The 23150-nt window shown below is 65.7% G+C and carries 19 protein-coding genes; 13 read left to right on the top strand and 6 right to left on the bottom strand.

What is annotated here, in order from left to right; all coding sequences use genetic code 11:
- Positions 1-24: 24 nt before the first annotated feature.
- The 5 genes from DFW101_RS18510 to DFW101_RS18490 all read right to left on the bottom strand — a co-directional run bounded on the left by DFW101_RS18510 (position 25) and on the right by DFW101_RS18490 (position 9146).
- Positions 25-2304, bottom strand: coding sequence for a YfhO family protein (locus DFW101_RS18510; RefSeq protein WP_009183049.1), 2280 nt, complete (start codon positions 2302-2304; stop codon positions 25-27).
- A gap of 116 nt (positions 2305-2420) precedes the next feature.
- Positions 2421-4568: an O-linked N-acetylglucosamine transferase family protein gene (locus DFW101_RS18810; protein WP_009183048.1), complete on the bottom strand. Its 2148-nt coding sequence runs from the start codon at positions 4566-4568 to the stop codon at positions 2421-2423.
- 31 nt (positions 4569-4599) lie between these two features.
- Positions 4600-4986, bottom strand: coding sequence for a hypothetical protein (locus DFW101_RS18500; protein WP_009183047.1), 387 nt, complete (start codon positions 4984-4986; stop codon positions 4600-4602).
- A 54-nt stretch (positions 4987-5040) separates the two neighbouring features.
- Complete coding sequence (locus DFW101_RS18495) at positions 5041-6576, bottom strand: class I SAM-dependent methyltransferase (protein ID WP_009183046.1); 1536 nt, start codon at positions 6574-6576, stop codon at positions 5041-5043.
- Between the two features lie 188 nt (positions 6577-6764).
- Positions 6765-9146, bottom strand: coding sequence for a beta strand repeat-containing protein (locus DFW101_RS18490; protein ID WP_009183045.1), 2382 nt, complete (start codon positions 9144-9146; stop codon positions 6765-6767).
- Positions 9147-9971: 825 nt separating this feature from the next.
- Here DFW101_RS18490 and DFW101_RS18485 point away from each other — a divergent pair.
- The 10 genes from DFW101_RS18485 to DFW101_RS19280 all read left to right on the top strand — a co-directional run bounded on the left by DFW101_RS18485 (position 9972) and on the right by DFW101_RS19280 (position 19755).
- The gene (locus tag DFW101_RS18485; protein WP_009183044.1) at positions 9972-12338 is read left to right on the top strand and encodes a tetratricopeptide repeat protein; all 2367 of its coding nucleotides are present in this window, start codon (positions 9972-9974) and stop codon (positions 12336-12338) included.
- A gap of 187 nt (positions 12339-12525) precedes the next feature.
- Positions 12526-13116 (top strand): recombinase family protein, encoded by a 591-nt coding sequence (locus DFW101_RS18480; RefSeq protein ID WP_009183043.1) that lies wholly within the window; start codon positions 12526-12528, stop codon positions 13114-13116.
- The gene (locus DFW101_RS18475; protein WP_009183042.1) at positions 13097-13708 is read left to right on the top strand and encodes a hypothetical protein; all 612 of its coding nucleotides are present in this window, start codon (positions 13097-13099) and stop codon (positions 13706-13708) included. Before DFW101_RS18480 ends, DFW101_RS18475 begins: the two co-directional genes overlap by 20 nt.
- A 102-nt stretch (positions 13709-13810) precedes the next feature.
- Positions 13811-15313 carry a B12-binding domain-containing radical SAM protein gene (locus tag DFW101_RS18470; protein ID WP_009183041.1) on the top strand — a complete coding sequence of 501 codons (1503 nt, stop codon included), beginning with the start codon at positions 13811-13813 and terminating at the stop codon, positions 15311-15313.
- Entirely contained in the window at positions 15310-16695 is a 1386-nt protein-coding gene (locus DFW101_RS18465; RefSeq protein WP_009183040.1) for a B12-binding domain-containing radical SAM protein, read from the top strand. Before DFW101_RS18470 ends, DFW101_RS18465 begins: the two co-directional genes overlap by 4 nt.
- 2 nt (positions 16696-16697) lie before the next feature.
- Complete coding sequence (locus DFW101_RS18460) at positions 16698-17645, top strand: lysophospholipid acyltransferase family protein (RefSeq protein ID WP_009183039.1); 948 nt, start codon at positions 16698-16700, stop codon at positions 17643-17645.
- A 163-nt stretch (positions 17646-17808) separates the two neighbouring features.
- On the top strand, positions 17809-18105 hold the full coding sequence (locus DFW101_RS18455; protein WP_009183038.1) for a type II toxin-antitoxin system HigB family toxin: 297 nt from the start codon (positions 17809-17811) through the stop codon (positions 18103-18105).
- Positions 18102-18524 carry a helix-turn-helix domain-containing protein gene (locus DFW101_RS18450; RefSeq protein WP_009183037.1) on the top strand — a complete coding sequence of 141 codons (423 nt, stop codon included), beginning with the start codon at positions 18102-18104 and terminating at the stop codon, positions 18522-18524. Before DFW101_RS18455 ends, DFW101_RS18450 begins: the two co-directional genes overlap by 4 nt.
- A gap of 249 nt (positions 18525-18773) precedes the next feature.
- Positions 18774-18974: a helix-turn-helix domain-containing protein gene (locus DFW101_RS18445; protein ID WP_009183036.1), complete on the top strand. Its 201-nt coding sequence runs from the start codon at positions 18774-18776 to the stop codon at positions 18972-18974.
- 76 nt (positions 18975-19050) lie between these two features.
- Positions 19051-19755 (top strand): Fic family protein, encoded by a 705-nt coding sequence (locus DFW101_RS19280; RefSeq protein WP_009183035.1) that lies wholly within the window; start codon positions 19051-19053, stop codon positions 19753-19755.
- 43 nt (positions 19756-19798) lie between these two features.
- Here DFW101_RS19280 and DFW101_RS19275 read toward each other — a convergent pair whose 3' ends face one another.
- Complete coding sequence (locus tag DFW101_RS19275; protein WP_009183034.1) at positions 19799-20071, bottom strand: TraK family protein; 273 nt, start codon at positions 20069-20071, stop codon at positions 19799-19801.
- Positions 20072-20352: 281 nt separating this feature from the next.
- Between DFW101_RS19275 and DFW101_RS19710 the strand changes: the two genes are divergently transcribed.
- The 3 genes from DFW101_RS19710 to rfaE2 all read left to right on the top strand — a co-directional run bounded on the left by DFW101_RS19710 (position 20353) and on the right by rfaE2 (position 23074).
- A complete protein-coding gene (locus tag DFW101_RS19710) occupies positions 20353-20490 on the top strand; it encodes a hypothetical protein (protein WP_157137702.1) in 138 nt (45 codons plus the stop codon).
- Between the two features lie 70 nt (positions 20491-20560).
- Positions 20561-21547 (top strand): ADP-glyceromanno-heptose 6-epimerase, encoded by a 987-nt coding sequence (gene rfaD, locus DFW101_RS18440; protein WP_009183033.1) that lies wholly within the window; start codon positions 20561-20563, stop codon positions 21545-21547.
- A 15-nt stretch (positions 21548-21562) separates the two neighbouring features.
- Positions 21563-23074 (top strand): D-glycero-beta-D-manno-heptose 1-phosphate adenylyltransferase, encoded by a 1512-nt coding sequence (gene rfaE2, locus DFW101_RS18435; protein ID WP_009183032.1) that lies wholly within the window; start codon positions 21563-21565, stop codon positions 23072-23074.
- Positions 23075-23150: the final 76 nt, after the last annotated feature.

Genomic DNA, 23150 nt, shown 5'->3' with positions numbered 1-23150 from the left:
CGGCCGCTTCTGGACCGCCCTGGATCAGGCGTTGGGCCCTGGCCTCCTGCCCAGGCGTCGGGCCACGAACAGCGCCCCGGCCGTCCCGGCCACGGTAAGGAGGGCCCCGGCGATCAGCCCGGCTGGGCGGTAGGTGAAGGCGACCTCGGAGACGCCGGCCGGGATGCGGACGGCGCGAAAGGCGTAGTCGGCGTGGAGCACCGGCGTCGATTGGCCGTTGACCCTGGCCGACCAGCCGGCATCCCACGATTCGGGCACGACCAGAAAGGCCGCGCCCGGCGAGTTCGCCTCCACGACAAGGGCGTTGTTGGTGCGGTGGCGCACGGAAATCCGGGCCCCCGCGTCCGCCTCCGCCGGCCCGTCCGATCCAGCCGGCGCGGACGGGCCGTCCTCGACGTCCTTTCGCTCCAGGATGACCGATCCGGCCGCCTGCCCGGCCGGCCCGGCCACGGCGGCCAGGGCGGCGTCCGGTCCGTCCACCACCAGGGCCCTGGCGGCGATCCGGGGGCCGGCCTGGACGCCGGCCACGCGCCAGACCATGCCGTCCGGGCCGTCGTACACGGAGGTGAGTTCCAGGGGCGGAGCCCCGCCGTCCGGCCAGTATTGCTTCTCGCCAAGTTGGGGTACGCCGGCCAGATAGCTGATTCCCAGCCGGGGCAGCAGGTCGAACCGCACCCGTTTGGGGTTGAAGCCGGCCATGATCGTTTCGCCCCTGGCCGTTTGCAGCATCTCCTCCAGGGACCGGCCGCGCACGATCTCGAGCAGCCGGTAGGTCCGGCCGGGGATGACGCTGTCGTAGCCGCCGGCGCTCGGGATGGACCAGACCATGGTGGTGGCGGCGTTGAACAGGGGCTTCATCCAGGTGCCGTCCGGGGCGGTGGGACTCAGGGGCACGATGCGGTCGCTTGGGTCCAAGCCCCGGAGCGCGGCCACAAGCGGCGTGGCCGGGAAAAGGAACGCGCTTGTGCGGGGGTGGAAGGTCGGATTGATTTTGTAGCCATAGGCCACGAGCTGGGCCGCCGTGAAGAGCACCACCCCAAGCGGCAGCCAGACCAGCCGCCGTTTCCAGTGGGGCGCGAGCCGCTTGTGCCGGAGCCGGTATCGGCCCCAGGCGATCAGGTTGCCGAGGCCGATGCCGGCCAGCCCGGCCAGGGCGAAGTTCCACAGGAAAAAGAGCCGCCCCAGGTTGTGGACGATGCCGATCCAGGGAAAGACCGTAAAGACCAGGCGCAGGAGGAAGGTGTCGAGCAGGAGCAGGGGGACGACCACGGCCAGGGTTCCGAAAAAAAGCCGGCCGGGTCTGCGCCGCAAAAGCCCGATGAGGGCCAAAAGCGGGAGGAGCGTGCCGACGAAGGCCATCTCGTGCATGGTTTTTTCGGTCACCGGTCCCCAGGCCGGCCAAAACGAATGCAAAAAGGCGAACGGAGCCACACGCAGGGATTCGTGGACCGTCTCGTAGGTGTAACTGCCCCTGACCGAGCTGTGGATGGACCAGAGGGTCGGCACCAGGACGACCGCCGCCAGCAGGGGAGGCAGGACCGAAAACGACCCCATCCGCCAAAGCGGGTGGGAACGCGGCCGCTTGCCGCGCCAGGCCGACACCAGATGGCCCAGCTCCAGGGCCGCGCCGTAGGCGGCGGCCGTGCCAAAGACGATGCCGAGAAACGGCAGATGGCCGCTGGCCAGGGTCAGGCCGAGAACGGCCCAGGCCAGGAAATAGTCCTGCCATCGCCGCAGGCGCGTGGCCCGCAGCACGCACAGGCAATCGAGCGGCAGGAACATGGTGAGCGGCGAGGAAACTTCCAGATGCAGCCAGGCCAGGTTGAAACTGCCAAGCATCCACGCGATCGCGGCCAGAAGCGCCCCGATCCGGCGGCACCGCAGGGCCCGCATGAAGAGGAACATGAAGAGCCCTGCGGCAAGGATGTTGAAGACCGACAACACGTCATGGGCCAGGCTCGGTGAGAGTCCCAAGGCCGAGACGATCAGGCGCGGCGGATAGAAAAGGCCGGACGAGCCGTTGCTGAAAAAGGGTTCTCCCAGAAAGCTGTAAGGATTCCACAGCGGCAGGTCGCCTTTGGCTAGCGAATTGTGGATAAAGGACTGCCACGGGTAGCTCAGCTCCGCCTGGTCTGACTGCGGGGTGAAATGCATTTCGTTGGGCGTGGCTGCCCAGGGATAGACCTCGTTCTGGTAGCCGGCGACAGTGGAAAAGGTCATGCCGCGCAGGAGGGGGAAAAAAAAGGCCATGACCAGCAGGATCATGGCTCCCACACACAGAAGCGTTTTGTAAAAAGGACGCATGGAAACCCCTTTCCGCTGGTGCGCCTTTTTGGACGCGGCACACGGTCTTTTGAATCTTTACGGCAGGAAAGACCCGACATCTATGCCGGTTGCGGCCTCCCGGCGTCAAGTGACGGCTAGCCTGCCAGAAGGGCCTGGACCATCTGCCGGAAGGGGGCTTCCTCGCGCGTGGCCTTGCTGGCCAGGACCCAGAGATCCAGGCCGGCCGGGCGGCGCAGGCCGCCGACCGTGGCGAAGCCGGATTGGCGCAGGATCTGGGTCAGGACGGGCAGGGTGAAGCCGCAGCGGTGGGCGAGGTGGGCTTGGCCGGCGGCCAGGGCGGGGCGGTAGCCGTAGAGGAGGTCCAGCGGGGTGATGGGGCCGGCGGCGGCGTTGTAGACCGGGGTCAGCAGTTTGCCTTCCACCACGGCCTGGGCCACGGCTTCGAGGTCGGGGCAGGTGAGGACGGCGAAGCCTTGGGGGCGCAGGACGCGGGCTATTTGGGCAAGCATCCCTGGCACTTCGTGGGGGGGCAGGTACTGGAGTTGGTGGGCGCAGTGGACGGCGTCCAGGCTGGCGTCGGGCAGGGCGGGGAGGTTGGCCAGGGAGGCGGCCGGGACTTCCTTCCAGTCTTCGGTTTGCAGGGTTTTGGGCAGGGGGTCGGTTCCGATGTGCAGGGCGGTGTGTTTTGGTGGCATGGGGTGGTGCTGTTTTGCGCGGGTGGTTTGGTAGAGGTTGATAAGGGCCGCTTCCAGATCCCGCGTAAATCGGGCGGCGTCGGTGAGGGGCGCGGCCTGCATGGCCGGTCGCAGCTGGTGTCGGATTGTACCAATTTGGTGCTGTTTTGCGCCCAGGGCGCAGGCTTTGGTGACGTAATCGGCCGGATTGTCCGCCACCCACTGCCCGAGCCAGTCGGGGCGGTCGAGGTTGGCGAGAAAGGCCAGCGTCTGGCGCGAGACCAGGCGCGAGCCGGGCCAGGTGACGACGGGGACGCCCATCCACAGGCATTCGCAGCTGGTGTGGCCGCCGCTGAAGGGGAAGGGGTCCAGGGCGATGTCGATGTCGGCGTATTCCTGGAGCAGGTCCGCGTGGAAGGACGGGCCGCGCAGGTCCAGGCGTCCGGGGTCCACGCCCAGGCCGGCGAAGGTCTGGCGCACGCGCTGGCGCAGGGCGTCGTCGCGGAAGGTGCGCCACTTGAGGACGAGCCTTGCGTCCGGCACCCGGCGCAGGATTTCCGCCCACAGGGCGAACACCTGGGGATTGAGCTTGGCCGTGTTGTTGCAGCAGCCGTAGGTCACGTGGCCCCGGTCCAGGCACGGCGGCGGCGCCACGTCCGGGGCGAAGGGGACCGGCCGGTAGCAGAACCGGGAGCGGGGCAGGCGCACGACGGTTTCCGTGAACCACGCTTCGGTGCCGGGCGGGGCGTGCCAGGGATCGAGGAGGACGGCGTCCAGGACGGGCAGGCCGGTGGTGGCGAAGTAGCCGAGCCAGCTTGCCAGCACCGGGGCCGGGCGCAGGGCGAAGGCGGTCAGGCGCGAGCCGGCCGTGTGGCCGGAGAGGTCGACCAGCACGTCGATGCCGTCGGCCCGTATGCGCCCGGCCAGGGCGGCGTCGGCAAGCCCGGCCACGTCGCGCCAGACCGACACGCGGCGGATGCGCTCGGTCACGTCGTCGCGGTGGCTGCCGGCGTCGTAGGTGTGGACGACCACGCGGCCGGGGTCGTGGGCGGCCAGCACGTCCTGGACGAAGAGCCCGACCGGGTGTTGGCAGAAATCGGCCGAGACATAGCCGACGCGCAGCGGCCGGCCAGACAGGGCGGACAGGGGAGGGCGGTCGGGCGTTCCCCCGGCGCGGGCCATGGCCCAGGCGCCCCACTGGCGGGCCTTGGCCAGCCGTTCGGCGTCCGTGGCCGTGGGGTCGTATTCGAGGCTGACCAGCGCGTTGCGGCGCAGAACCGGGTTGTCGGGCAGCAGGCGTTCCAGGGCCGCGTAGCGCCGGCGGCAGGCGGCGTGGTCCCCGGCCTCCCGGTCCACGTTGGCCAGGTTGACGCCGAAGCGGTGGTCGTGGGGCGCAAGCTTCCCGCCGGCCTCGAAGCAGTCCCTGGCCCGGGCCAGGAATCCCTGGGACAGGAGGAGCGCCCCGACCGCGAGCAGGGCTTCGGGATCGTCGCCGTGGCGCGCGGCCAGGTCCTGGCACAGGGCCAGACAGATGTCCGCCCGGCCGGTTTGGGCCAGGTGCCGGGCCTTTTGCAGGGACGCGGCAAAGGGCCCGGGTGTCGGCTTCACGCCCGCCGGGGGGGCTTGGGGCGAGACGGCCTCACTTGGACGCCGGCGTCCAGGTTTCGGTGCCGAGGGTTGTGCCGCCCAGGTTGGTGAATTTGCCGGTCAGCATGCCGCCCGGCAGGAGGGTGTAGAGCACCAGGCCCGGGGCGCCCTTGGCGTCGCGGGGGATGTAGACCACGGCAAAGGAATTGCCTTCGAGGATGCCGGTGCCGGCCAGTTCCTGGTTGCCGATCTTCCAGCCGACGACATAGGTGTCGCCCTTTTTCTGGACCAGGGCCGTGCCGGCGTACCGGCCCTGGCCGCCGGGATTGGCGCCGTCCAGGGTGTACTGGCCGACGATGTCCGCGGCCAGGGCCCCGGGCGGGGTCATGGCCGCGACCAGGAGCCCGACCGACAAGAACAGGATGTGCAGTCTTCGCATGGCGTCATTGCCTCCGTTGGAACGTTCCGTCGTCCGTGGCGCGACGGCAGGGGCTCAGGCTATGCCGAGGGCGTGGAGGATGGGAAGCTCTTTTGCGGCGAATTCCCTGGCCTGGGCGGTCAATTCCGCGAGATTGTCCTCCGGGGACTCCAGGGTGGCGCCGTCCTTGATGAGCCGCTGGTTATGGGCGGAAAGGAGCTGCCAGACGGTGCCGGCCCAGTCCTCTGGCGTCTTCCTGCCGCTGGCCTTGGCCAGCAGGAACAGTTGCTTGAAGCGATTGACGCCTGTCCCACCGCCGGTCACGGGGCTGGCCAGATAGCTGACGTCGGTGCTTCCCCGGGATTTCTGCATCAGGTGGGCGTTGAGCTTGTCGGTCTGTTTTCTGGCCTTGCCGATCGTGGCCTCGTCCTGGGCCGCCGCGATCTGGCCCGAACCGGCGAGGACCATGACGGCCTGCATCAATTGCGCGAAATTCAGGTCCTTGCCGGCGACGGCCTGTTCGATCTGCCCGATGGTTTTAGGTTTGTGGTCGGCCAGGGCGTCGAGGATCGGCGCATAGATCGTCTCGTTCAAGCTTGCTTCGCCCAAGGCCCCGGCAACCTTAAGGGAGACGTCGGCCCGGTGGGTCAACAGTACCACGCGTTGCTGGCGCAGCGTTTCCGCCTGTTCAAGCGCGTTCAATCGCCGTGCGCCCTTGACCCAGTAGTCGCGGCGGAACTGCTGGTTGACCATGAAGTCGCGCACGGATTCGCGAAAGAGCCGGTCCGGGATGCCTTGCAAAAAGGCCTGCTGGGCGGCCGTCAGGTTCAGGGCGTCGACGTGGTCCAGGTAGTGGGCCGAGCAGGCGTAGTCGAGCTTGGCCGGCGAGAGCCACTCGGCCATGGTCCGGAAGTGCATGGGCTCCCAGTCGCGGTTGAAATACTCGTGGGCCAGATAGTGGCGGTTCTGTTCGGCGAGCTTCTTGAAGCGCTCGCCAATCTGCGGGTTGGCCTTGGCGAAGAGCGGCTCCACGGCCAGCAGCTTGTCGCAAAAGTCCAGGGCTCCCTCGATGCGGGGAACGATGCCCTGGCCCTGGCAACCCATCATGGTGGCGTGCTCGGTCATGAGGTGACGCATGGGCGCGAAGGCCGCCCAGCCGGGCAGGGTGTTGTAGCTGATGTAGAGCACCCCGCCGACCTTGAGCTTGCGGCGCACGAAGTCCACGATGACCGCCCGGTTGGCGTCGGAAATCCAGCTCCAGATGCCGTGCACGCCGATGAAGTCGAAGTCGGGCAGATCGGGTTTCGTGGCGAAATCGGCAAAGGCGTCGTCATAGAGTCTGGCCCCGCCGCCGGAGGCCGTCGCCAATTCCCGGGCAAACCCGGCTTGGGAAGGATTGAAGTCCGTGCCGTGCCACTGCGTGACGGCGGCTGTCGCGTGGATATTGACGCTCAGCCCCTGACCGAAGCCCAACTCACAAGCCGTCCCTGTTTCCGGAAATCGTAGACCGGCGTTCAGAAACGCCAATTTTACCCGTAAGGGGTTCAGTTCCGTATAATAGCCGTAAGTATAACCAATATCAGCCACATAGCCAGCGGTCCAGTCTTGCATCAGGATCTCCTGATTAAAAAATGTTTGTCTTATATGAAAAAGTAATCCCCAGAGGGATATGTCGTTATTGTATTCAAAATAATCTTTTTGAGAACTTATAGATACTACTGCTTACAGACAATTTATCGTTATCACCATCCATAAAAAAGGCCGCCCCCGAAGGAGCGGCCTTTTTACCAGTGTCTTACCTAGGCAAACGTAAAGTTCGAAGAACCAAACGTTGCGGAGGTTACACCTGTCAAAGTGATCACGGAGTCGATGACAGTGTCACCATTGTAGTCGATCTGCAGGTCAGCTCCGGACATATTCAATTGCGTGTGGCCGGTCGCTGTGAACGCTGCGGCACCATTCCAGCTTGCAGTTCCCACGAGGAGAGACGAGTTGAATTGAATGACATCTGCCGTCGTAACGAAGGAACCCACGACGTCTTTTGCTGTCGCGGTAGATTCATTTGCGGCATTGTAAACCAGGATGTCATTACCAGCAGCAAGCGTGATGATATCAGCACCCTCTCCGCCCGTGACAGTATCACCCTTGGCCGAAGCGACGTAAGTGTCGGCTCCCTGGCCACCAGTGAAAGTCACAGCTTTCGTATTACCAGTCATGGTAATCGAAACACCACCAACAGTTCCGGTGGAATCTTTGACGACGCCAGAAGCATTGACAGTCGTGACAGCATTGGATGCACCGAATGCTGTAGCAACCGTAATACCATCAGATCCTGTAATGTTCAACGTGGTCAGCGCGGCGTCAGTAAGGGCACTCAACTCTGCACCCGCACCAGCGGTCGTGCTGGTGGCCAGAGTCACTGTCTCAACACCGGTAGCAGAAACATTTACAGCACTGGTGTTGTAGTCCACACCCTTGCCAAAGGTCAGTGTCGCCGAATTGGAAGTGCCGGCAACCGCTCCTGTAACGTCTACAACAATTGTGCCTGCCGCAGCGGACGACGCGTCAAACGTTACGTTCGTACCATCCGTCAGATTGTTGAGAGTCAGCGTATCCATGCCGGCACCGGCCCCAGTAAAGGCATCGAGGATTTTTATGTTCGAAATACCAAAGTAACTGGCATTCACCGCCGTATTTGCTGCAAGCGCACCACCCAACTTCAGACCCAGCGTTTCAATGCTGGTCACGGGGGCTGCTTTGGTAAAGGCAGCGGCATCACCGAGCTTGATCGACAAGGTATCTGTCCCGGTGCCACCATCCACAGAATCAGTTCCGTTAAACGTGCCACCAGTCAGATCGAAGGAATCATTCCCCGATCCGCCAACGATTGTGAGGTCCTTGGCATTAGCGCCAAGACCGATAGTCAATCCGCCAGTATTCTTCGAAGCATTCACGGACGTGAGGTTGTCAAATTCCGTGCCGTTCGGAGCAATATCCACAGAGCCTTGGCCCGTCACCGTCAAGGTCTTGAATGTGCCCGTGGAGTTGGCCCCATCATCATACGTGATGTAGTTGGCATTAGTAGCATTAATGCCAAGGGTGAGGTCTGTCGCAGTGCCAGCGGCGGCATCGTGACCGACAGTAATTTTAGAACGCGTTATTGTAGATCCAACTTTCGTTCCAGCAGCACTCAAATCAAGGGAAACGGTTTCGCCAGCCGTGACCGTACCATCCTTGAAGTTGGCCGTAAGAGTTTTGGTTGTGTTTTTAACACCCAAGGTGGCATCCGACTGAATGCTATCAAGCTTCAAGTCGCCAATCGAGCTTGAAGTATAAAATGCCGTTGCACCCGTGATATTGGATGTATCGAGGGTATCGCCGCCCGCAACAGTGTTGCGGAAATTGATGGTTTGAATGCCGTCAAGAGTAGCAGCGGCCGTCCATTTTCCAGCAGTCGTAATGACAAAGTTTGCCGTATTATTAAGACTGCTTCCGCCGCTCAAAGTGTCACCCGGGGTCAACGTGCCGCCGTTCGCAGCAGTATCGACAACTCCGTTGAACACGTTATTGCCCGCGCTGGCACCAGTCATGATATCCACACCAGTCGTCAGCGTAAAGGTCTGCCCAGTCACGGGATTCGGGGTCGGAGTGTAAAAGGCCTCGGTCGCGCCGTACAACTCGTAGTGACCGATGGGCGTCAGGCCGTTGGCCTGGAAGGCGGCCTTCACGGTATCAGCGGTCCAGGTGGTGATGCCGCCGACGGCATTGGCGTTGTTGTAGATGGCCTTGTCGGCATAGTAGGTGTCGTCGTCAAAACCGGTGCTGGGCTCGACGCCGTCCTCGTAGGCGCCGTACTGCACGTAGTGCATGAACGGGTTGGCGCCGTTCAGGGAGGCGTAGAAATCGGCAGAGGTCCAGTCGGTCTTGCCGTTGACGGCAGCGGCGTTCAGCGCGGCCACCTTGGAGGTGACGTACTGGCTTTCGACGTAATAGGCGTTGGGGCTCAGACCTTCGGTCCAGCCGTACTGCGAATAGTGCTGCTCGGCGGTCATGCCGGCGGCGTTCAGGGACGCCTGGACGCTGGTGACGGTCCAGGTGGTGAGGCCGTTAATGGCGTGGGCATTGTTGTACGCCGCTTTGGCGGACAGGTAATAGGAATCGTCAAACCAACTGCTAGCCATGAGAAGTCCTCCTCGAAGTTGAATCGATACACTCGACTGACACAGGGCCACCCATCAAAATTGACGGTTTCAGCCGATTCGTCCAAAGCCCCCTTGGTTGCTCCCCCAAAGCGTCATCGGAAACGAGGCTCGACTGAAATTGCAAACCTCCCCAGGGCGCGGCAAACCGCCCGCCCGGTCCTTGACCGGGGCGGCACGGAATGTATGCCAAGCCATTGGGAAGAAAATTTACGTAATGCATTCGACTCTGGTTTTCGCTCTGTCGTTATGCCGCGACCAAGCTTGATTCCCGGCTTCCAGCACCCCCGACGCGCCGGCCGAAACGGCCCGCAACCGGAAGCCAGGAGGACACTGTCCCTGTTTTCAGCAAAAATCCATACAAAAAATTACACCGGGACAACCGTTTTGGCAAGTATAAAAGGTCCCTGCCCAGCCTCCCCGGGCGCAGACCAAGAGTGCGTCCTATTGCTTAGCAACAACACACGGCCTTTCGTCAACAAAAATTTCCATAGGCCCTCGGGGATTCCGGCCCGCCCCCCCGGCCGGGGGCCCGGACTGCTGGCAAGAATTCATGACAACATGTTGAAATTGTTTGTTTTGATGGAATACGACTGCAACGGTCGGCATTGCGGCAGAAAAAAGAGCCGGCCCGGGCAAAACCCGGCAACCACGCGGGTTGCGGCGGGGTTGCAAAATCCGGCCCAGGCGGGCCGGGCATTTGCCGGTTCTCCATCCCCGGGTTTTGTGGCATGGGCTGCACACGCGGCCCACGCCTTCCCCGGGCCGCGCATCCTTGCAACCCGCCTCGCGGCCACACCATCCGCCATGAAGAACAAATACCAACCGGTCTACGCCCTGTTGCAACAGGGACTTTTTCCCCAGGCCGCCGCCGCGGCCAAGGCGCTGGTGGCCCAAAACCCGCGCGATGCCCGGGCCTGGCTGGCCGCCGGCCGCGTCCACGAGGCCCTGCGCCAGCCGGGGCCGGCCGAGGGAGCCTTTTCCAAGGCGGTCGCCCTGGAGAAAGGGCTGCTCGAAGCCTGGGAAGGCCGGGTGCAAAGCCTCCTCGCCCTGGGCCGGTGCGACGAGGCCGCCAAGGACGCCACGCGCGTGCTCACGCGCCAGCCCGGCCACGTGCCCATGCTGCTCGCCCTGGGCACGGCCCGCCATCAGGCCGGCCGGCGCGACGAGGCGGCCGAGGCCTACCGGCGCGCCCTGGCCGCCGCGCCCGGCCAGCCCTTTGCCACGGTCTCCCTGGCCCAGATCCTTCTGGAACAGGGGCAGGCCGGGCAGGCCCTGGCCGTGCTGGACGACTGCCCGGCCGGGGAACAGCGCGACGGCCGGGTGGCCCTCAAAAGAGCCGAGGCGCTGTGGGCCCTGGCCCGCCGGGACGAGGCCCGGGCCGTGGCCGAGGCGGCGGCGGCCCGCTTTCCGCAAGACGACGCGGTGCGGGCCACGCTCGGCCGGTACTGCTACGAGGCCGGCGAGACCGAGGCGGCCGTGGCCTGGCTGCGCCAGGCCGCGCACCTTGCGCCGCAAAACCCGTGGCCCCGCACCCAGCTCTGCGCCGCGCTGCTGCGGCTCGGCCGGATCGAGGAGGCCTGGGTCGAGGGGGAACGGGCCGTCTTGACCGGCGCGCCCCTGCCCGACGCCTGCCTGAACCTCGGCAACGTGCACCGGGCCCGGGGCGACGCCGTGACCGCCGAACTGTGCTACCGCCGGGCCCTGGCCATCCATCCCGGCTTTGCCACGGCCGTCTACAACCTCGGCGTCCTGGCCCAGGAGAACGGCCGCTTCGGCGCGGCCGAAGCCCTCTACCGGCAGTGCCTGGGCCTCGATGCGCACCGGCCGGACGTGCACGGCAACCTGGGCGTGGTGCAAAACATCCTGGGCCGGCCGACCGAAGCGCTGGCCGCGCTCCAAACGGCCGACGCGCTCGGCCCGGACAATCCCCACACCTTGAGCAACATCCTGCTGACGGCGCTCCACTGCGACACCCTCGGCCAGGAGGAGCTGACCCGGCTGCACTTCTCGTTCGGAGAGCGTTTCGAGAAGCCGGCCGCCGCCCCGGCCCGGCGGTCGAGGGACGGAAAGCTCCGCATCGGCTACGTCTCCTCGGACTTCAAACGCCACTCCGTCGCCTATTTCCTGCAGGAGCTGTGGCGCCACCACGACCGGGAGCGGTTCCAGGTCCACGCCTACCACGCCTTCCCCGGCAACGACGACATGACCGAACGGCTTAAGTCCCTGGCCGACCAGTGGCGCGACATCGCCGCCCTGTCCGACGCCCAGGCGGCCGCATGCGTCCGGGAGGACGGCATCGACATCCTGATCGACCTCGGCGGCCACACCTCCGGCAACCGGCTGCCGCTTTTCGCCCAACGCCCGGCCCCGGTCCAGGTGACCTACCTCGGCTATCCGGCCACCACCGGCCTGCGCCACATGGACGTGCGCCTGACCGACGAACTGGCCGACCCGCCCGGCCAAACGCAAGAGGCCTATACCGAGCGCCTGGAATACCTGCCCGCCCCGTTCCTGTGCTACTGCCCGCCGGCCGGCGCCCCGGACGTGGCCGAGCCGCCGATGGGCGGCACGGGCGCCGTCACCTTCGGTTCGTTCAACAAGCTGGCCAAGCTGTCCGACACGACGCTGGCCTTGTGGAAAGAGATTCTGGCCGCCCTGCCCCGGGCCACGTTGCGGATAAAGGACATCGCCTTAAGCGACCCCGGCTGCCGGGCCGCCCTGGCCGAACGCTGCGCCAGGGCCGGCCTGCCCATGGACCGCCTGGCCCTGCTCCCGGGCTCGCCCACGCGCCAGGAGCACCTCTCCCAGTACGGCACCATCGACATCGCCCTGGACACCTTCCCCTACCACGGCACCACCACCACCTGCGAAGCCCTGTGGATGGGCGTGCCGGTGGTGACGCTGATCGGGGAACAGCACCACAGCCGGGTGGGCCTGAGCGTCCTGTCGTCCCTCGACGCCACGGCCTGGGCCGCCACGGACAAGGCCGACTACATAGGTAAGGCGGTGGCCCTCGCCTCGGACCCGGCCGCGCTCCGGGCCATACGGCACAGCCTGCGCGAGACCATGCGGCGCTCGCCGCTCCTGGACGGCCGGCGGCTGGCCCGGGACCTGGAAAAGGCGCTGGAGACGATCTGGGAACGCTCCCCGGCCGGCCGGCCCGGCCAGTGACCGGGCCGGAAGAGGAGGCGGCCGCCGTTTGGACCGGGTCCGGCGGCAGGAAAACGACCGTTTTCCTGCCCGAAGCGGCCGCCCCGGCCCCCGGCCCGGCTGTGGCGGCCGGGCCGGGCAGGAAACCCGGTCAGGAAATCAAAGGAAACCTATTCCCCCGGGGAACGGATTTCTTTACGGTCGGCCCATGAAGATCGGCTATGCCCGGGTGTCCACCCTGGACCAGAACCTGTCCCTGCAGCGCGACGCCTTGGCCGCCGCCGGGTGCGAGCGAATTTTCGAGGACGCGGTCACGGGCGCGGCCGCCGACCGGCCGGGGCTCGACCGGGCCGTGGATCTCCTGCGGGCCGGGGACACGCTGATCGTCTGGCGGCTCGACCGGCTCGGCCGGTCGCTTGGGCACCTGATCGGTTTTGTCGGGGAGCTGGAAGCCCGGCAGGTCGGGTTCGTGAGTCTCACCGAGCACATCGACACCGGGACCCCGGCCGGCCGGCTGACCTTCCACCTTTTTGGCGCCCTGGCCGAATTCGAGCGGGGGCTGGTCCGCGAACGGACCATGGCCGGCCTGGCCGCGGCCAGGGCCCGGGGCCGGCGGGGCGGCCGGCCGCCGGCCCTGGACTTGGCGAAACGGGAGCTGTGCGCCCGGCTGTACGCCGAAGGCCGGTATCCGGTGGCCGAACTGTGCCGCCTGATGGGGATTTCCAAGCCCACGCTTTATGCGTATGTGAAGGCCCATGGCAAATCCCGGGAGGACGGCCGTGCCAGCCATCAGCCTTGAGTCCCGCATGGATCTCCTCGGCGAGTGCATCAACATCGGCCTCGGCCGGGCGGCCGAGGCGCTCAACCGCATGTGCGCCAGCCACGTGGTCCTTTTCGCCCCGGAAATCCGGGTCATGAGCCGGCCGAGCCTGACGGCCGCCGCCTCGGACCGGTGCCCGGCCGTGTGCGAGGGCGTGTTCCTGCCCTTTTCCGGGGCCATGCGCGGCATGACCGCCCTGGCCTTTTCCCACGGCGACGCCGCCGCCCTGGTCACGGGCCTGACCGAGGCCATGGGCATCCTCGAAGCCTCGGAGCAGATGCGGGTGGACACCTTGCGCGAGGTCGGCAACGTGGTCCTGGTCGGCGTGCTCGGGGCCATGGGCACCATGCTCGGCCTGCACGTGGACTACCAGCCGCTCTCGACCGGCAAGAGCCTGGCCCCGCTCCTCGGCGTGGCCGAGGCCTGCAGCACCGTGACCCTGTACGTGCGGGCCCATTTCTCCCTGGCCCGCTACCTGGCCAAGGGCGACATCCTGGTGGTCCTGGCCCAGGAGGGGTTTTCCGCCCTGACCGAGGCCCTGGACGCCAAAATCAAAGAGGCCGCCGGCTAGGCCCGTCCGTCCCCCAACTCGCCCCCGCGTCTTGACAAGAGCCCCTTTGGGCCGGCATCTCTGTCACAGTCAGGAAAGCCGAGCCCAAAGGAAGCCCTGCCCATGCGCGTCGTCCTCGTCTCTCCCTATCCGGATATCACGGCCTTTGGCGTGCGGGGCATCTCCGCCTCCCTCCGGGCCAGCGGCGTGGACACGCGGCTGGTCTTTCTGCCCGATCCCCTGGGCGACGCCCTGCGCGAGCTGCCCGAGCGGTATCCGCCGGCGGTCCTGGACGACCTGCTGGCCTTGTGCGCCGACGCGGACCTGGTCGGCGTGTCGCTCATGACCAATTATGTGGACAACGCCGTCCAGATCACCCGGGCCGTCAAGGCCCGGCTCGATGTCCCGGTCCTGTGGGGCGGCATCCATCCGACCATCCGGCCGGCCGAATGTCTGGAGACGGCCGACATGGTCTGCGTGGGCGACGGCGAGGAGGCCATCCTCGACGTCTGCCGGGCCCTGGCCGCCGGAAAGCCCGTGGACGCCATTGCGAACATCCAGACCCGCCGGCCCGACGGCACCGTGGCCGCCAATCCGGTCCGGCCGCTTGCCCGCGACCTCGACGCCCTGCCGCCGCCGGACTGGTCCCACCAGGACCACCATATATGGGACGGCGGGGACCGCATCGTGCCCCTGACCCCGGACCGGACCCGGAAATTCCTGGCCCGGGGCACCCTGTCCCGGGTGCTCGGCCGGGTCGGCTACCAGACCATGACCGACCGGGGCTGTCCGCACCGCTGCACCTACTGCGTCAACGACGCGGTCAAGGCCCTGTACGGCGCCAAGGGCTACCTGCGCTGGCGCAGCGTGGAACACGTCATCGCCGAGCTCGAGGACGCGGTGCGGCGGATGCCGTTTATCGGCTACGTCTGGATCTCCGACGACGCCTTTTTCGCCCGGCCGCTGGCCACCATCCGGGAGTTCTGCCGGCAGTACAAGGAGCGCATCGGCCTCCCCTTCACCTGCCTCGGCAGTCCGGCCACCATCACGCCGGAAAAAATGGACGCCCTGGTTGACGCCGGCATGATCTACCTGCAAATGGGCGTGCAGAGCGGCTCGGCCCGCATTCAGGCCCTTTTCGGCCGCCAGTCCATGGGCAACGACAAGATCCTGGCCGCCATGGCCGTCATCAACAGCTACAAGGACCGCATGCTGCCCCCAAGCTACGACATCATCCTGGACACGCCCTACGAGGTGCCGGCCGACCGGCTGGAAACGGTGCGCTTTATCAGCCGCATTCCCAAGCCCTTCCGGCTCCAGCTCTTTTCCCTGGTCCTCTATCCCGGCACCAAGCTCGCGGCCATGGCCGCGGCCGACGGGCTCCTTACCGACGAGCGGCGGCAGGTCTACGCCAAGAGCTACACCATGCGCGTGCCGGACTATCTCAATTTCCTGACGCTCCTGGCCAAGGACGGCTGGTTTCCGTCCCGGCTCCTGGCCTTCCTGGCTTCCGGCCCGGTGGTGGCCGTTCTCGGCTCCCGGGTCTTCTCTCCGGTCTGGCGGCCGGCCTTTGCCGCTTCGGGCCCGGCCTGGCGGCTGGTCAAGCGGATTCTGGGGCGGCCGTGAAAATCCTCCTCGTCCAATCCTGGCTCGGCGGCGACGGCCCGCCGGTCTACCCGGTCGGCCTGGCCTGCCTGGCCGCGAGCCTCCCGGGCCATGACGTCTCCTGCTTCGATCCCAACGTGGCGGCCGAGCCCCTGGCCGGGCTGGCGGCCCGGGTGCGGGAATTTTCCCCGGATTTGGTCGGGGTGTCGCTGCGCAACATCGACTCCACCAACACCCGGGTCAACGTCTCCTACCTCTCCCCCTTCGCCCGGGTGGTGGAGACCGTCCGCCGGGAATTCGCCGGCCCCCTCGTGGTCGGCGGGTCCGGGTTTTCCATGTTCGCGGACCGGATCATGGCCGACTTTCCGGCCATCGACTACGGCGTGGCCCTGGAAGGCGAACGGACCTTTGCCGCCCTGGCCGCCGCCCTGGCCCGGCCGGCCGGGTCCGATCGTCCAGACGGGTCCGCCGGGCCCCTGCGGCCAGACCGGCCGGACGGGCCACACGGACCGGACGGACCGGAGCAGACGGCCGGGCCGGCTGCGGACGTGGCCGGCGTGCCCTCCCTCCACTACCGGGAAAACGGCGCGGTCCGTTTCACCGGCCCCGCCCCGGCCAGCCCCCTGGCCGATCTGCCGTCCCCGGACTTTTCCGTGCTGCCGCTTGCACCCTACGCCACGGTCCCCTGGGGGATCGGCGTCGAGACCAAGCGGGGCTGCGCCCTTGCCTGCGTGTACTGCCCCTACGGCTTTTTAAACGGCAAGGCCTACCGCAAAAAGGACCCGGCCCGGGTGGCCGACGAGCTGTGGCGGCTCCAGGAGGACTTCGGCCTCACCCGGTTCACCTTCCTGGATTCGGTCTTCAACTTCCCGCGCGACCAGGCCATGGCCGTCATGCAGGCCATGGTCGACCGGAAGCTCACCCTCTCCTGGTCGGCCTGGTTCACCGAGCGGGGGCTCGACCGGGAGTTTCTTGCCCTGGCCCGCCGGGCCGGCTGCGACACGGTCATCTTTTCGCCGGACGCCTTTGGCGACCGGGCCCTCAAACGCCTTGGCAAGGCCACCAGCGTGGCCGAGATCAAAGCCGCCTACCGGCTGGTCCGGGACATGGGCTCGTTCGAGGTCAGCTACAATTTCTTTAAAAACCCGCCCGGGCAGACGCTTTTCGCCTTTCTGGCCATGGCCGGCTTCGTGGTCCGGGCCCGGCTGCAGATGGGCCGGCGGGCCCATTTCGAGTTCAACAGCCTGCGGGTCGAGCCCCACACCGCCCTGGCCAAGCTGGCCGTGGCCGAGGGGGTCGTTGCCCCGGACGCGGACCTGCTGGCCCCGGTCATGTATAGCCAGAAAAGGACAGCCTATATCGAAAAATGTTTTGATCGGCTGCTTCAGGCGGCGGGGAAATAGGCGTGCGCGTCACCGAAAGCCCGGCCCGGGACTTCCTGCGTCTGGTCGTCTGGTATCCGCTGCGCCTTTTTATTGAGCGCCTGCCGCCCCGGGCTGGATTTCGGGCCCTCGGGCTTCTCGGCCGGGTCCACGCCGCCCTGGCCTCCGTCCTCGGGGGACGCAAAGGCCGGATCGCGGCCGCCGTGGCCGCCGTGGCCCCGGACCTGCCCGAGGCCGCCCGCAGGGGGCAGGTGGTGGAATTTTTCCGCACCCACTACGTCAACCAGCTCTCCATCTTCGTCTATCCGAGCCTCACCCGGGACAACCTGGGGCAAATCCTCGCCATCGAGGGCCTCTCCCACCTGGACGCGGCCCTGGCGGCCGGCCGGGGCGTGGTCCTGCCCATCGGCCACTTCGGCCCGTCCCAGCTGCCCCTGGCCGCGCTTGGCGTGCTGGGGTATCCCATGCTCCAGATCGGTTTCCAGAACGACGAAGGCCTGTCCTTCATTGGAAAAACCGTGGCCTTTCGCCTGCGCCGGCTCTACGAGGCCCGCATCCCGGCCGAGATCGTGCCGCCGGGACCGGGCGCGCGCCGGGCCATGGCCCACCTGCGCGGCGGCGGGCTGGTCATGACCACCATGGACGACGGCCCGGGCCAGCCGCCCTTTGGCCATCACGCCACCTTTCCCTTCCCTGGCGGCCCCCTTTGCGCCCCCCTTGGCCCGGCCCGTCTGGCCCTGGCCTCGGGCGCGGCCCTGTGCCCGGCTTTTCTCACCCCGGGCGAGCGGACCCCCTTTCGCCTGCGGATCGACCCGCCCCTGCCCCTGCCCGAAACACCCGATACGCCCGGCCCGGCCGACAAAAACGCCGTGGCCCTGGCCCTGACCCGCGACTGCCTGGCCCGCTACGCCGCCGTCGTCGCGCAAAGCCCCGGCTGGTGGCACGGCCTCGAAGCCCACGTCTTCCCCTGACGCCGGTCGCCGGGAGAGCCGTGAAAGAGAGCCCCCAAACGGCCCGGACGGTTCCCCGACGGGGCCGCGTGAGCACCGGAAAAGTCGAAGAGAGGCCCCTGGTGGTTCTTTCCTCCGGCGTTTGCGCTTGACTGTATACTGAAAAAGTATATACCAAAAAAGTATGCACGTCATCGCAAAACCGGCGCTCGTCGATTTTTGGACAGACCATCCAGCCGCCAAGGAACCGTTGGACACATGGTACCGGATCATGCGGCGCGAGACCTTCCAGAACTTCAGCGAACTGCGAAAGACTTTTGCGAGTGCGGATTATGTCAATGGGTTCACGGTGTTCGACATCGGCGGCAACAAGTTCCGCCTGATTGCCGTGGTCCGCTATGATTGGCAAAAAGTTTATATCCGGGCGGTCCTGACCCACAGGGAATACGACAAGGGAGCCTGGAAGCGAGGGGAAAAATGAACGGCCCGCACCCGACCCTGGATCCTGCCGCCATCCTTCAAGCCTGGTTGCCTTTTAAAGAACTGGTCGGACCGACCACGATCAAAAGCCAGGCGGATTACGACCGGATCGCCTCTTTGGTGAATGTCTTGCTGGATGCCATCCGGGACGATGCGACGCACCCCCTTTCGGACGTGCTGCATTACCTGACGATCCAGATGGAAGCCTACGAGGAGGCGCACGTCGCGATCCCCGAAGCCGACCCGAAGGCGGTTTTGCGGTTCCTCATGGAACAGCACGGGCTCAACCAGTCGGACCTGGGCGATTGCGCGCCGCAAAGCCATATTTCCGCGATCCTGGCCGGCAAGCGCGGCATCAGCAAGGAGACGGCCAAGAAACTGGCCAAGCGGTTCCATGTCAACGCCGACTTGTTCCTGTGATGGCCGACAAGCCCTGGGCCATCACACCGTTTCCCGGCTGGTGGCCCGGCCTCGAAGCCCACGTCTTCCCCTGACGCCGGTCGCCGGGAGAGCCGTGAAAGAGAGCCCCCAGGCGGCCCGGACGGTTTCCCGCCGGGGCCCGGCGCGTCCCGCGACAGGGCCGGGTTGCCAATTACTCGCGAGCGCGTAAGTTATTGGTCCACGGCGCGCGGGAACAGGCCCGGGCCGGAAACAGACGGAGCACGAAACATGGAAAAGACGATCCTCACCACCTCCCAGGCCGCCGCGATACTCCAGGTGGACACGTCCTGGATTCGCCAGCTTATCCTGTCGGGGCGGTTGCCGGCCGAGAAAAAAGGCCGGGATTGGCTGATCAAAAGCGAGGATCTGGACAAGATGGAGCGCCCCAAGCGCGGCCCGAAACCGAAGTACGGCAAGGGCCCGATCTAGGCGCCGAGGGGGGCCGGCCCCCGGCCCCCGGCCCCCGCTTGTCTCCGCCAATAAGAAAGACACCAAGGATGTGGTTGTGCCGATCAATCCAAAGGAGAGAGAAAAAGCCATTTTTATCGCCAAGAAGAACTTGGCCAGCCTTGTATATGACTTTCAAACACTTGAAGGGATGCCGTTTACCCTGCCTGAAGTGCAGACATATTTGCAAGGTATAACTGTCGGGGGCCATAAAGTTGAAGATGAAGAAAAACTCAAGCAACAAGCGTTGGCCTGGAAGTACTTGATTTCACTTATTGAACACAATAAATTTAATTTTTCAAAATCTGTTGCCTGCGATCTTCAAAAAATAGTAGCCAAAGACGAGGCACTGAATCCTGGAGAGTTCCGTGATGGTCAAGTCTGGATCAGAGGGACAGGCTACGTTCCTCCTCAGCATGATGGTTTAGATGAGAAATTTGAAGGTTTATGTCTGAGAATCCAGAGGATAAAGAATAACTTTGAAAAAGGCGTTATTGCCTCTCTTGACATGGCGCGAAATCAATATTTTTACGATGGCAACAAACGCACGGGCCTCCTTATGATGAATGGCATATTTATCTCGAATGGACTTATGCCGTTTAGCGTCCCGTCAAAAAGCGTATTAGCGTATAACACAAAAATGCTGGATTTTTATGCTACCGGAAACGAGAAAACAATGTTTGAATTTTTTGAGAAGGAATACGCCAAAGAATACCCTGGATTTTCGGTTGATATGATAGGCTATACTTGGAAAGAGAAGTAACGTGCGTTTTCCCATTGTTGCTGCTTTACCCATATCCCAAATACTAGACCAGCTCCGTGTCATGACGAACCGTAAAAGTCTTTTTCACTTCAACTTGGTTGTCTCTGGTCGCTTTTGGATTTTTTGGCTGCAAGAGTTTGCGGAGATGCCCATTAAACGTTGAATAGGCCAGGGTAAGCTTGCCATCCTCTGCCAATTTCTTGTAGATGTGTTTGTTCGCGTACCCTTTTTGGTGCATATCGAGAATCTCGGCCTCGCAAGCTCTAAATTCGACACGTCCCATACATCGGTCAATCCGGTGCACGTTATCACTCATTTCTTTCTTCCCCCTGGTTTCGCAGACTTTACCGGCCGTTGCCAGCGAATGTCAACCTATACCGGCCAATATTGTCCCAAGCGGTCTGAAATCGTCATACGTCAGCAAATAGCAGCCGATATCACTCAATAGCAGCACTGACAAAAAATCCGCAAAAATGACAAAGGCGGCGGAGGCAGGACAGGTAAGGTACAAGTACCTCACATCCTGCCCTGCCGGCCTTGGCTTATTCGCCTGCGGCTCAACGCGCGGATTTTCGATTTGTATGGAGGCTGCGAGGAATGGCTGGCCCCATGGAAAAAGGCCGGGACGTGGTGGTCTGGTTTCGGGCCCGGCGGAAAAAAGGCTACCAGACCGCGCTAAACGCGGCGCGGCGCGCGTTTAGCGCCAGCCAGGCCGAACCGCGCCAAGGACGTTGACGCTGCGGCCCCGGGCCGGCATCCTCCGGAGCGGACCCATCGCTTTCCCTGTCCACCCGGAGGTTTCCGCATGATCCTCATTACCGGCGCGGCCGGATTCATCGGCTCGAACCTGGCCGCCGGCCTGAACGACCGGGGCGAGACCGGGCTTATCCTGTGCGACCGGCTGCGCTCGGGCGAAAAGTGGAAGAACATCCGGGCCCGCCGGTTCGACGATCTCATCACCCCCGAGGACCTGCCCCTGTGGCTGGCCGGCAAGGGAAAAACCCTGCGCGCCGTCTGCCACCTGGGCGCCATCTCGTCGACCACGGTCACGGACGGCGACGCCGTGGCCCGGGAAAACCTCCGCTTCTCCCTGGACCTCCTCGACTGGTGCGCCGTGGCCCGCGTCCCCTTTCTCTACGCCTCCTCGGCCGCCACCTACGGCGACGGTTCGGCCGGCTTTGCCGACGACGACGATCCGGACGCCCTGGCCCGGTTCACGCCCTTAAACCTCTACGCCTTCAGCAAGCACGCCTTTGACGGCATCGTCAGCCGCCGCCGGGCGGCCGGCGCGGCCCTGCCCCCCCAGTGCGTGGGGCTCAAATTTTTCAACGTCTTCGGCCCGAACGAACACCACAAGGGCGCCATGCAGAGCGTCCTGACCAAGGTCTGGCCGGACATCCGGGCCGGCCGGCCGGTCAAACTCTTCAAGTCCCACCATCCGGACTACCCCGACGGCGGCCAGAAGCGCGACTTCGTGTACGTCCGCGACTGCGAGCGGGTCATGCTCTGGCTCCTGGACCACCCCGAAGTGAGCGGCCTTTTCAACGTCGGCACGGGCACGGCCCGGACGTTTCAGGACTGCATCCTTGCCGGCTTTGCCGCGGCCGGGCGCGAGCCGGCCATCGAATACGTGGACATGCCCCTGGAAATCCGGGGCAAGTACCAGTATTTCACCGAGGCGAGCCTCGGCGGCCTGCGCCGGGCCGGCTACCCCCACGCCCCCATGGCCCTCGAGGCGGCCGTGGCCGACTATGTGACCCGCCACCTGCTGGCCGACAATCCCTACCGCTGACCGCAAAGGCACTCCATGCCCGACGTTTCCGAGGCCGCCCGCCTGTCCGAACTGATCGATGTCTGCGACCGGCTGCCACAGGCCCGGCTCCTGGTGGTCGGGGACATCATGCTCGACCGGTTCGTGCACGGCCGGGTCACCCGCATTTCCCCGGAAGCCCCGATTCCGATCCTGGCCATCGAGGACGAATTGTCCATGCCCGGCGGCGCGGGCAACGTGCTGCGAAACCTGGCAAGCCTCGGCGGCCAGGCCGTCTATGCCGGCGTGGTCGGGGACGACGGGGCCGGCGGGACTTTGCGGGACCTGCTGGCCGCCTTTCCGGGCCCGCCGTCCCGGCTGGTGGCCGAGAAGGGCCGGCGGACCTCGGTCAAGACCCGTTACGTGGCCGGCCCGACCCATCTTTTGCGCACGGATTTCGAGACCGTCGCCCCCCTGTCCCGGGAGAGCGAGGCCGCGCTTGTGGCCCTTTTGCCGGAGCTCGTGGCCGGGGCGGCCGTGGTCATGGTTTCGGACTACGGCAAGGGCGGGGTGACGCCGGCGCTCCTGGCCGCCCTCCTGGCCGAGGCGGGCCGGGCCGGCCGGCCCGTGGTGGTCGATCCCAAGGGGCTCGACTACGGCCGCTACCGGGGTGCGTCGGTGGTGACGCCGAACCGGGCGGAGCTGGCCGCCGTGTCCCGGATGGCGCTCGAGACCGAGGCCGCCTACGAGGCCGCCGCCCGCCGGCTGATCGAGGAGCACGATTTCGGCGCGGTGCTGGTCACCCGCAGCGAGGAGGGCCTGACCCTCTATCCGGCCGGCGGGGCGGCCCACCACATCCGGGCCGCCGGCCGGGAGGTCTTTGACGTGTCCGGCGCGGGCGACACCGTGGCCGCCCTGTTCGCGGCCGCCCTCGCCGTGGGCGCGCCCCTGCCCGTGTGCGCGGCCCTCGCCAACATCGGGGCCGGCATCGTGGTCGGCAAGGTCGGCACGGCGGTCGTCCACCCGGACGAACTGCGCCAGGCCATCTTGCGCCGCGAGGGCGAGGACGCCCGGCAAAAGGAACTGTCCCGGGAGCGGCTGCTGGAGACGGTGGCCCTGTGGCGCAAGCTCGGGCTTGCCGTCGGCTTCACCAACGGCTGCTTCGACCTGCTCCATCCCGGCCACGCCTCGGTCCTGGCCCGGGCCAGGGCCAAGTGCGATCGCCTCATCGTCGGGCTCAACACCGACGCCTCGGTCAAGCGCCTCAAGGGCCCGACCCGGCCGGTCCAGGATCAGGCGGCCCGGGCCAGGATGCTCGCCTCGCTCGCTTCCGTGGACGCGGTGGTCCTTTTCGACGAGGACACGCCCCTCGACCTCATCCGGGCCGTGCGGCCGGACATGCTGGCCAAGGGCGGGGACTACACCCTCGCCACCGTGGTCGGCGCGGACCTGGTCCGGTCCTACGGCGGCCGGGTCGAGCTCATCGACCTGGAGGGCGAGGCCAGCACCACGGACATCATCCGCCGCATCCGCCAGGCCGACGTGCCGGCCGGGGAGGACCGGACCTAGGGGGCCCGTCGGCGGCATTCGTGCCCGCGCCTTTTCCATGCGTTCGAATCCAAGGACTCCACCCGGACCGCACCCC

Source organism: Solidesulfovibrio carbinoliphilus subsp. oakridgensis (assembly GCF_000177215.2).
Lineage (GTDB): Bacteria > Desulfobacterota > Desulfovibrionia > Desulfovibrionales > Desulfovibrionaceae > Solidesulfovibrio > Solidesulfovibrio carbinoliphilus.
The sequence above is the reverse complement of the archived record's forward strand: the minus strand, read 5'-3'. Positions and strand labels throughout refer to the sequence as shown.

Coding starts and splice junctions, on each gene's coding strand:
- DFW101_RS18445 (WP_009183036.1), top strand. CDS start 18,774: ATGGAAAAGACGATCCTCACCACCTCCCAGGCCGCCGCGATACTCCAG.
- DFW101_RS18455 (WP_009183038.1), top strand. CDS start 17,809: ATGCACGTCATCGCAAAACCGGCGCTCGTCGATTTTTGGACAGACCAT.
- DFW101_RS18470 (WP_009183041.1), top strand. CDS start 13,811: ATGCGCGTCGTCCTCGTCTCTCCCTATCCGGATATCACGGCCTTTGGC.
- DFW101_RS18485 (WP_009183044.1), top strand. CDS start 9,972: ATGAAGAACAAATACCAACCGGTCTACGCCCTGTTGCAACAGGGACTT.
- DFW101_RS18490 (WP_009183045.1), bottom strand. CDS start 9,146: ATGGCTAGCAGTTGGTTTGACGATTCCTATTACCTGTCCGCCAAAGCG.
- DFW101_RS18500 (WP_009183047.1), bottom strand. CDS start 4,986: ATGCGAAGACTGCACATCCTGTTCTTGTCGGTCGGGCTCCTGGTCGCG.
- rfaD (WP_009183033.1), top strand. CDS start 20,561: ATGATCCTCATTACCGGCGCGGCCGGATTCATCGGCTCGAACCTGGCC.
- rfaE2 (WP_009183032.1), top strand. CDS start 21,563: ATGCCCGACGTTTCCGAGGCCGCCCGCCTGTCCGAACTGATCGATGTC.
- DFW101_RS19275 (WP_009183034.1), bottom strand. CDS start 20,071: ATGAGTGATAACGTGCACCGGATTGACCGATGTATGGGACGTGTCGAA.
- DFW101_RS19710 (WP_157137702.1), top strand. CDS start 20,353: ATGGCTGGCCCCATGGAAAAAGGCCGGGACGTGGTGGTCTGGTTTCGG.
- DFW101_RS18510 (WP_009183049.1), bottom strand. CDS start 2,304: ATGCGTCCTTTTTACAAAACGCTTCTGTGTGTGGGAGCCATGATCCTG.
- DFW101_RS18450 (WP_009183037.1), top strand. CDS start 18,102: ATGAACGGCCCGCACCCGACCCTGGATCCTGCCGCCATCCTTCAAGCC.
- DFW101_RS18480 (WP_009183043.1), top strand. CDS start 12,526: ATGAAGATCGGCTATGCCCGGGTGTCCACCCTGGACCAGAACCTGTCC.
- DFW101_RS18495 (WP_009183046.1), bottom strand. CDS start 6,576: ATGCAAGACTGGACCGCTGGCTATGTGGCTGATATTGGTTATACTTAC.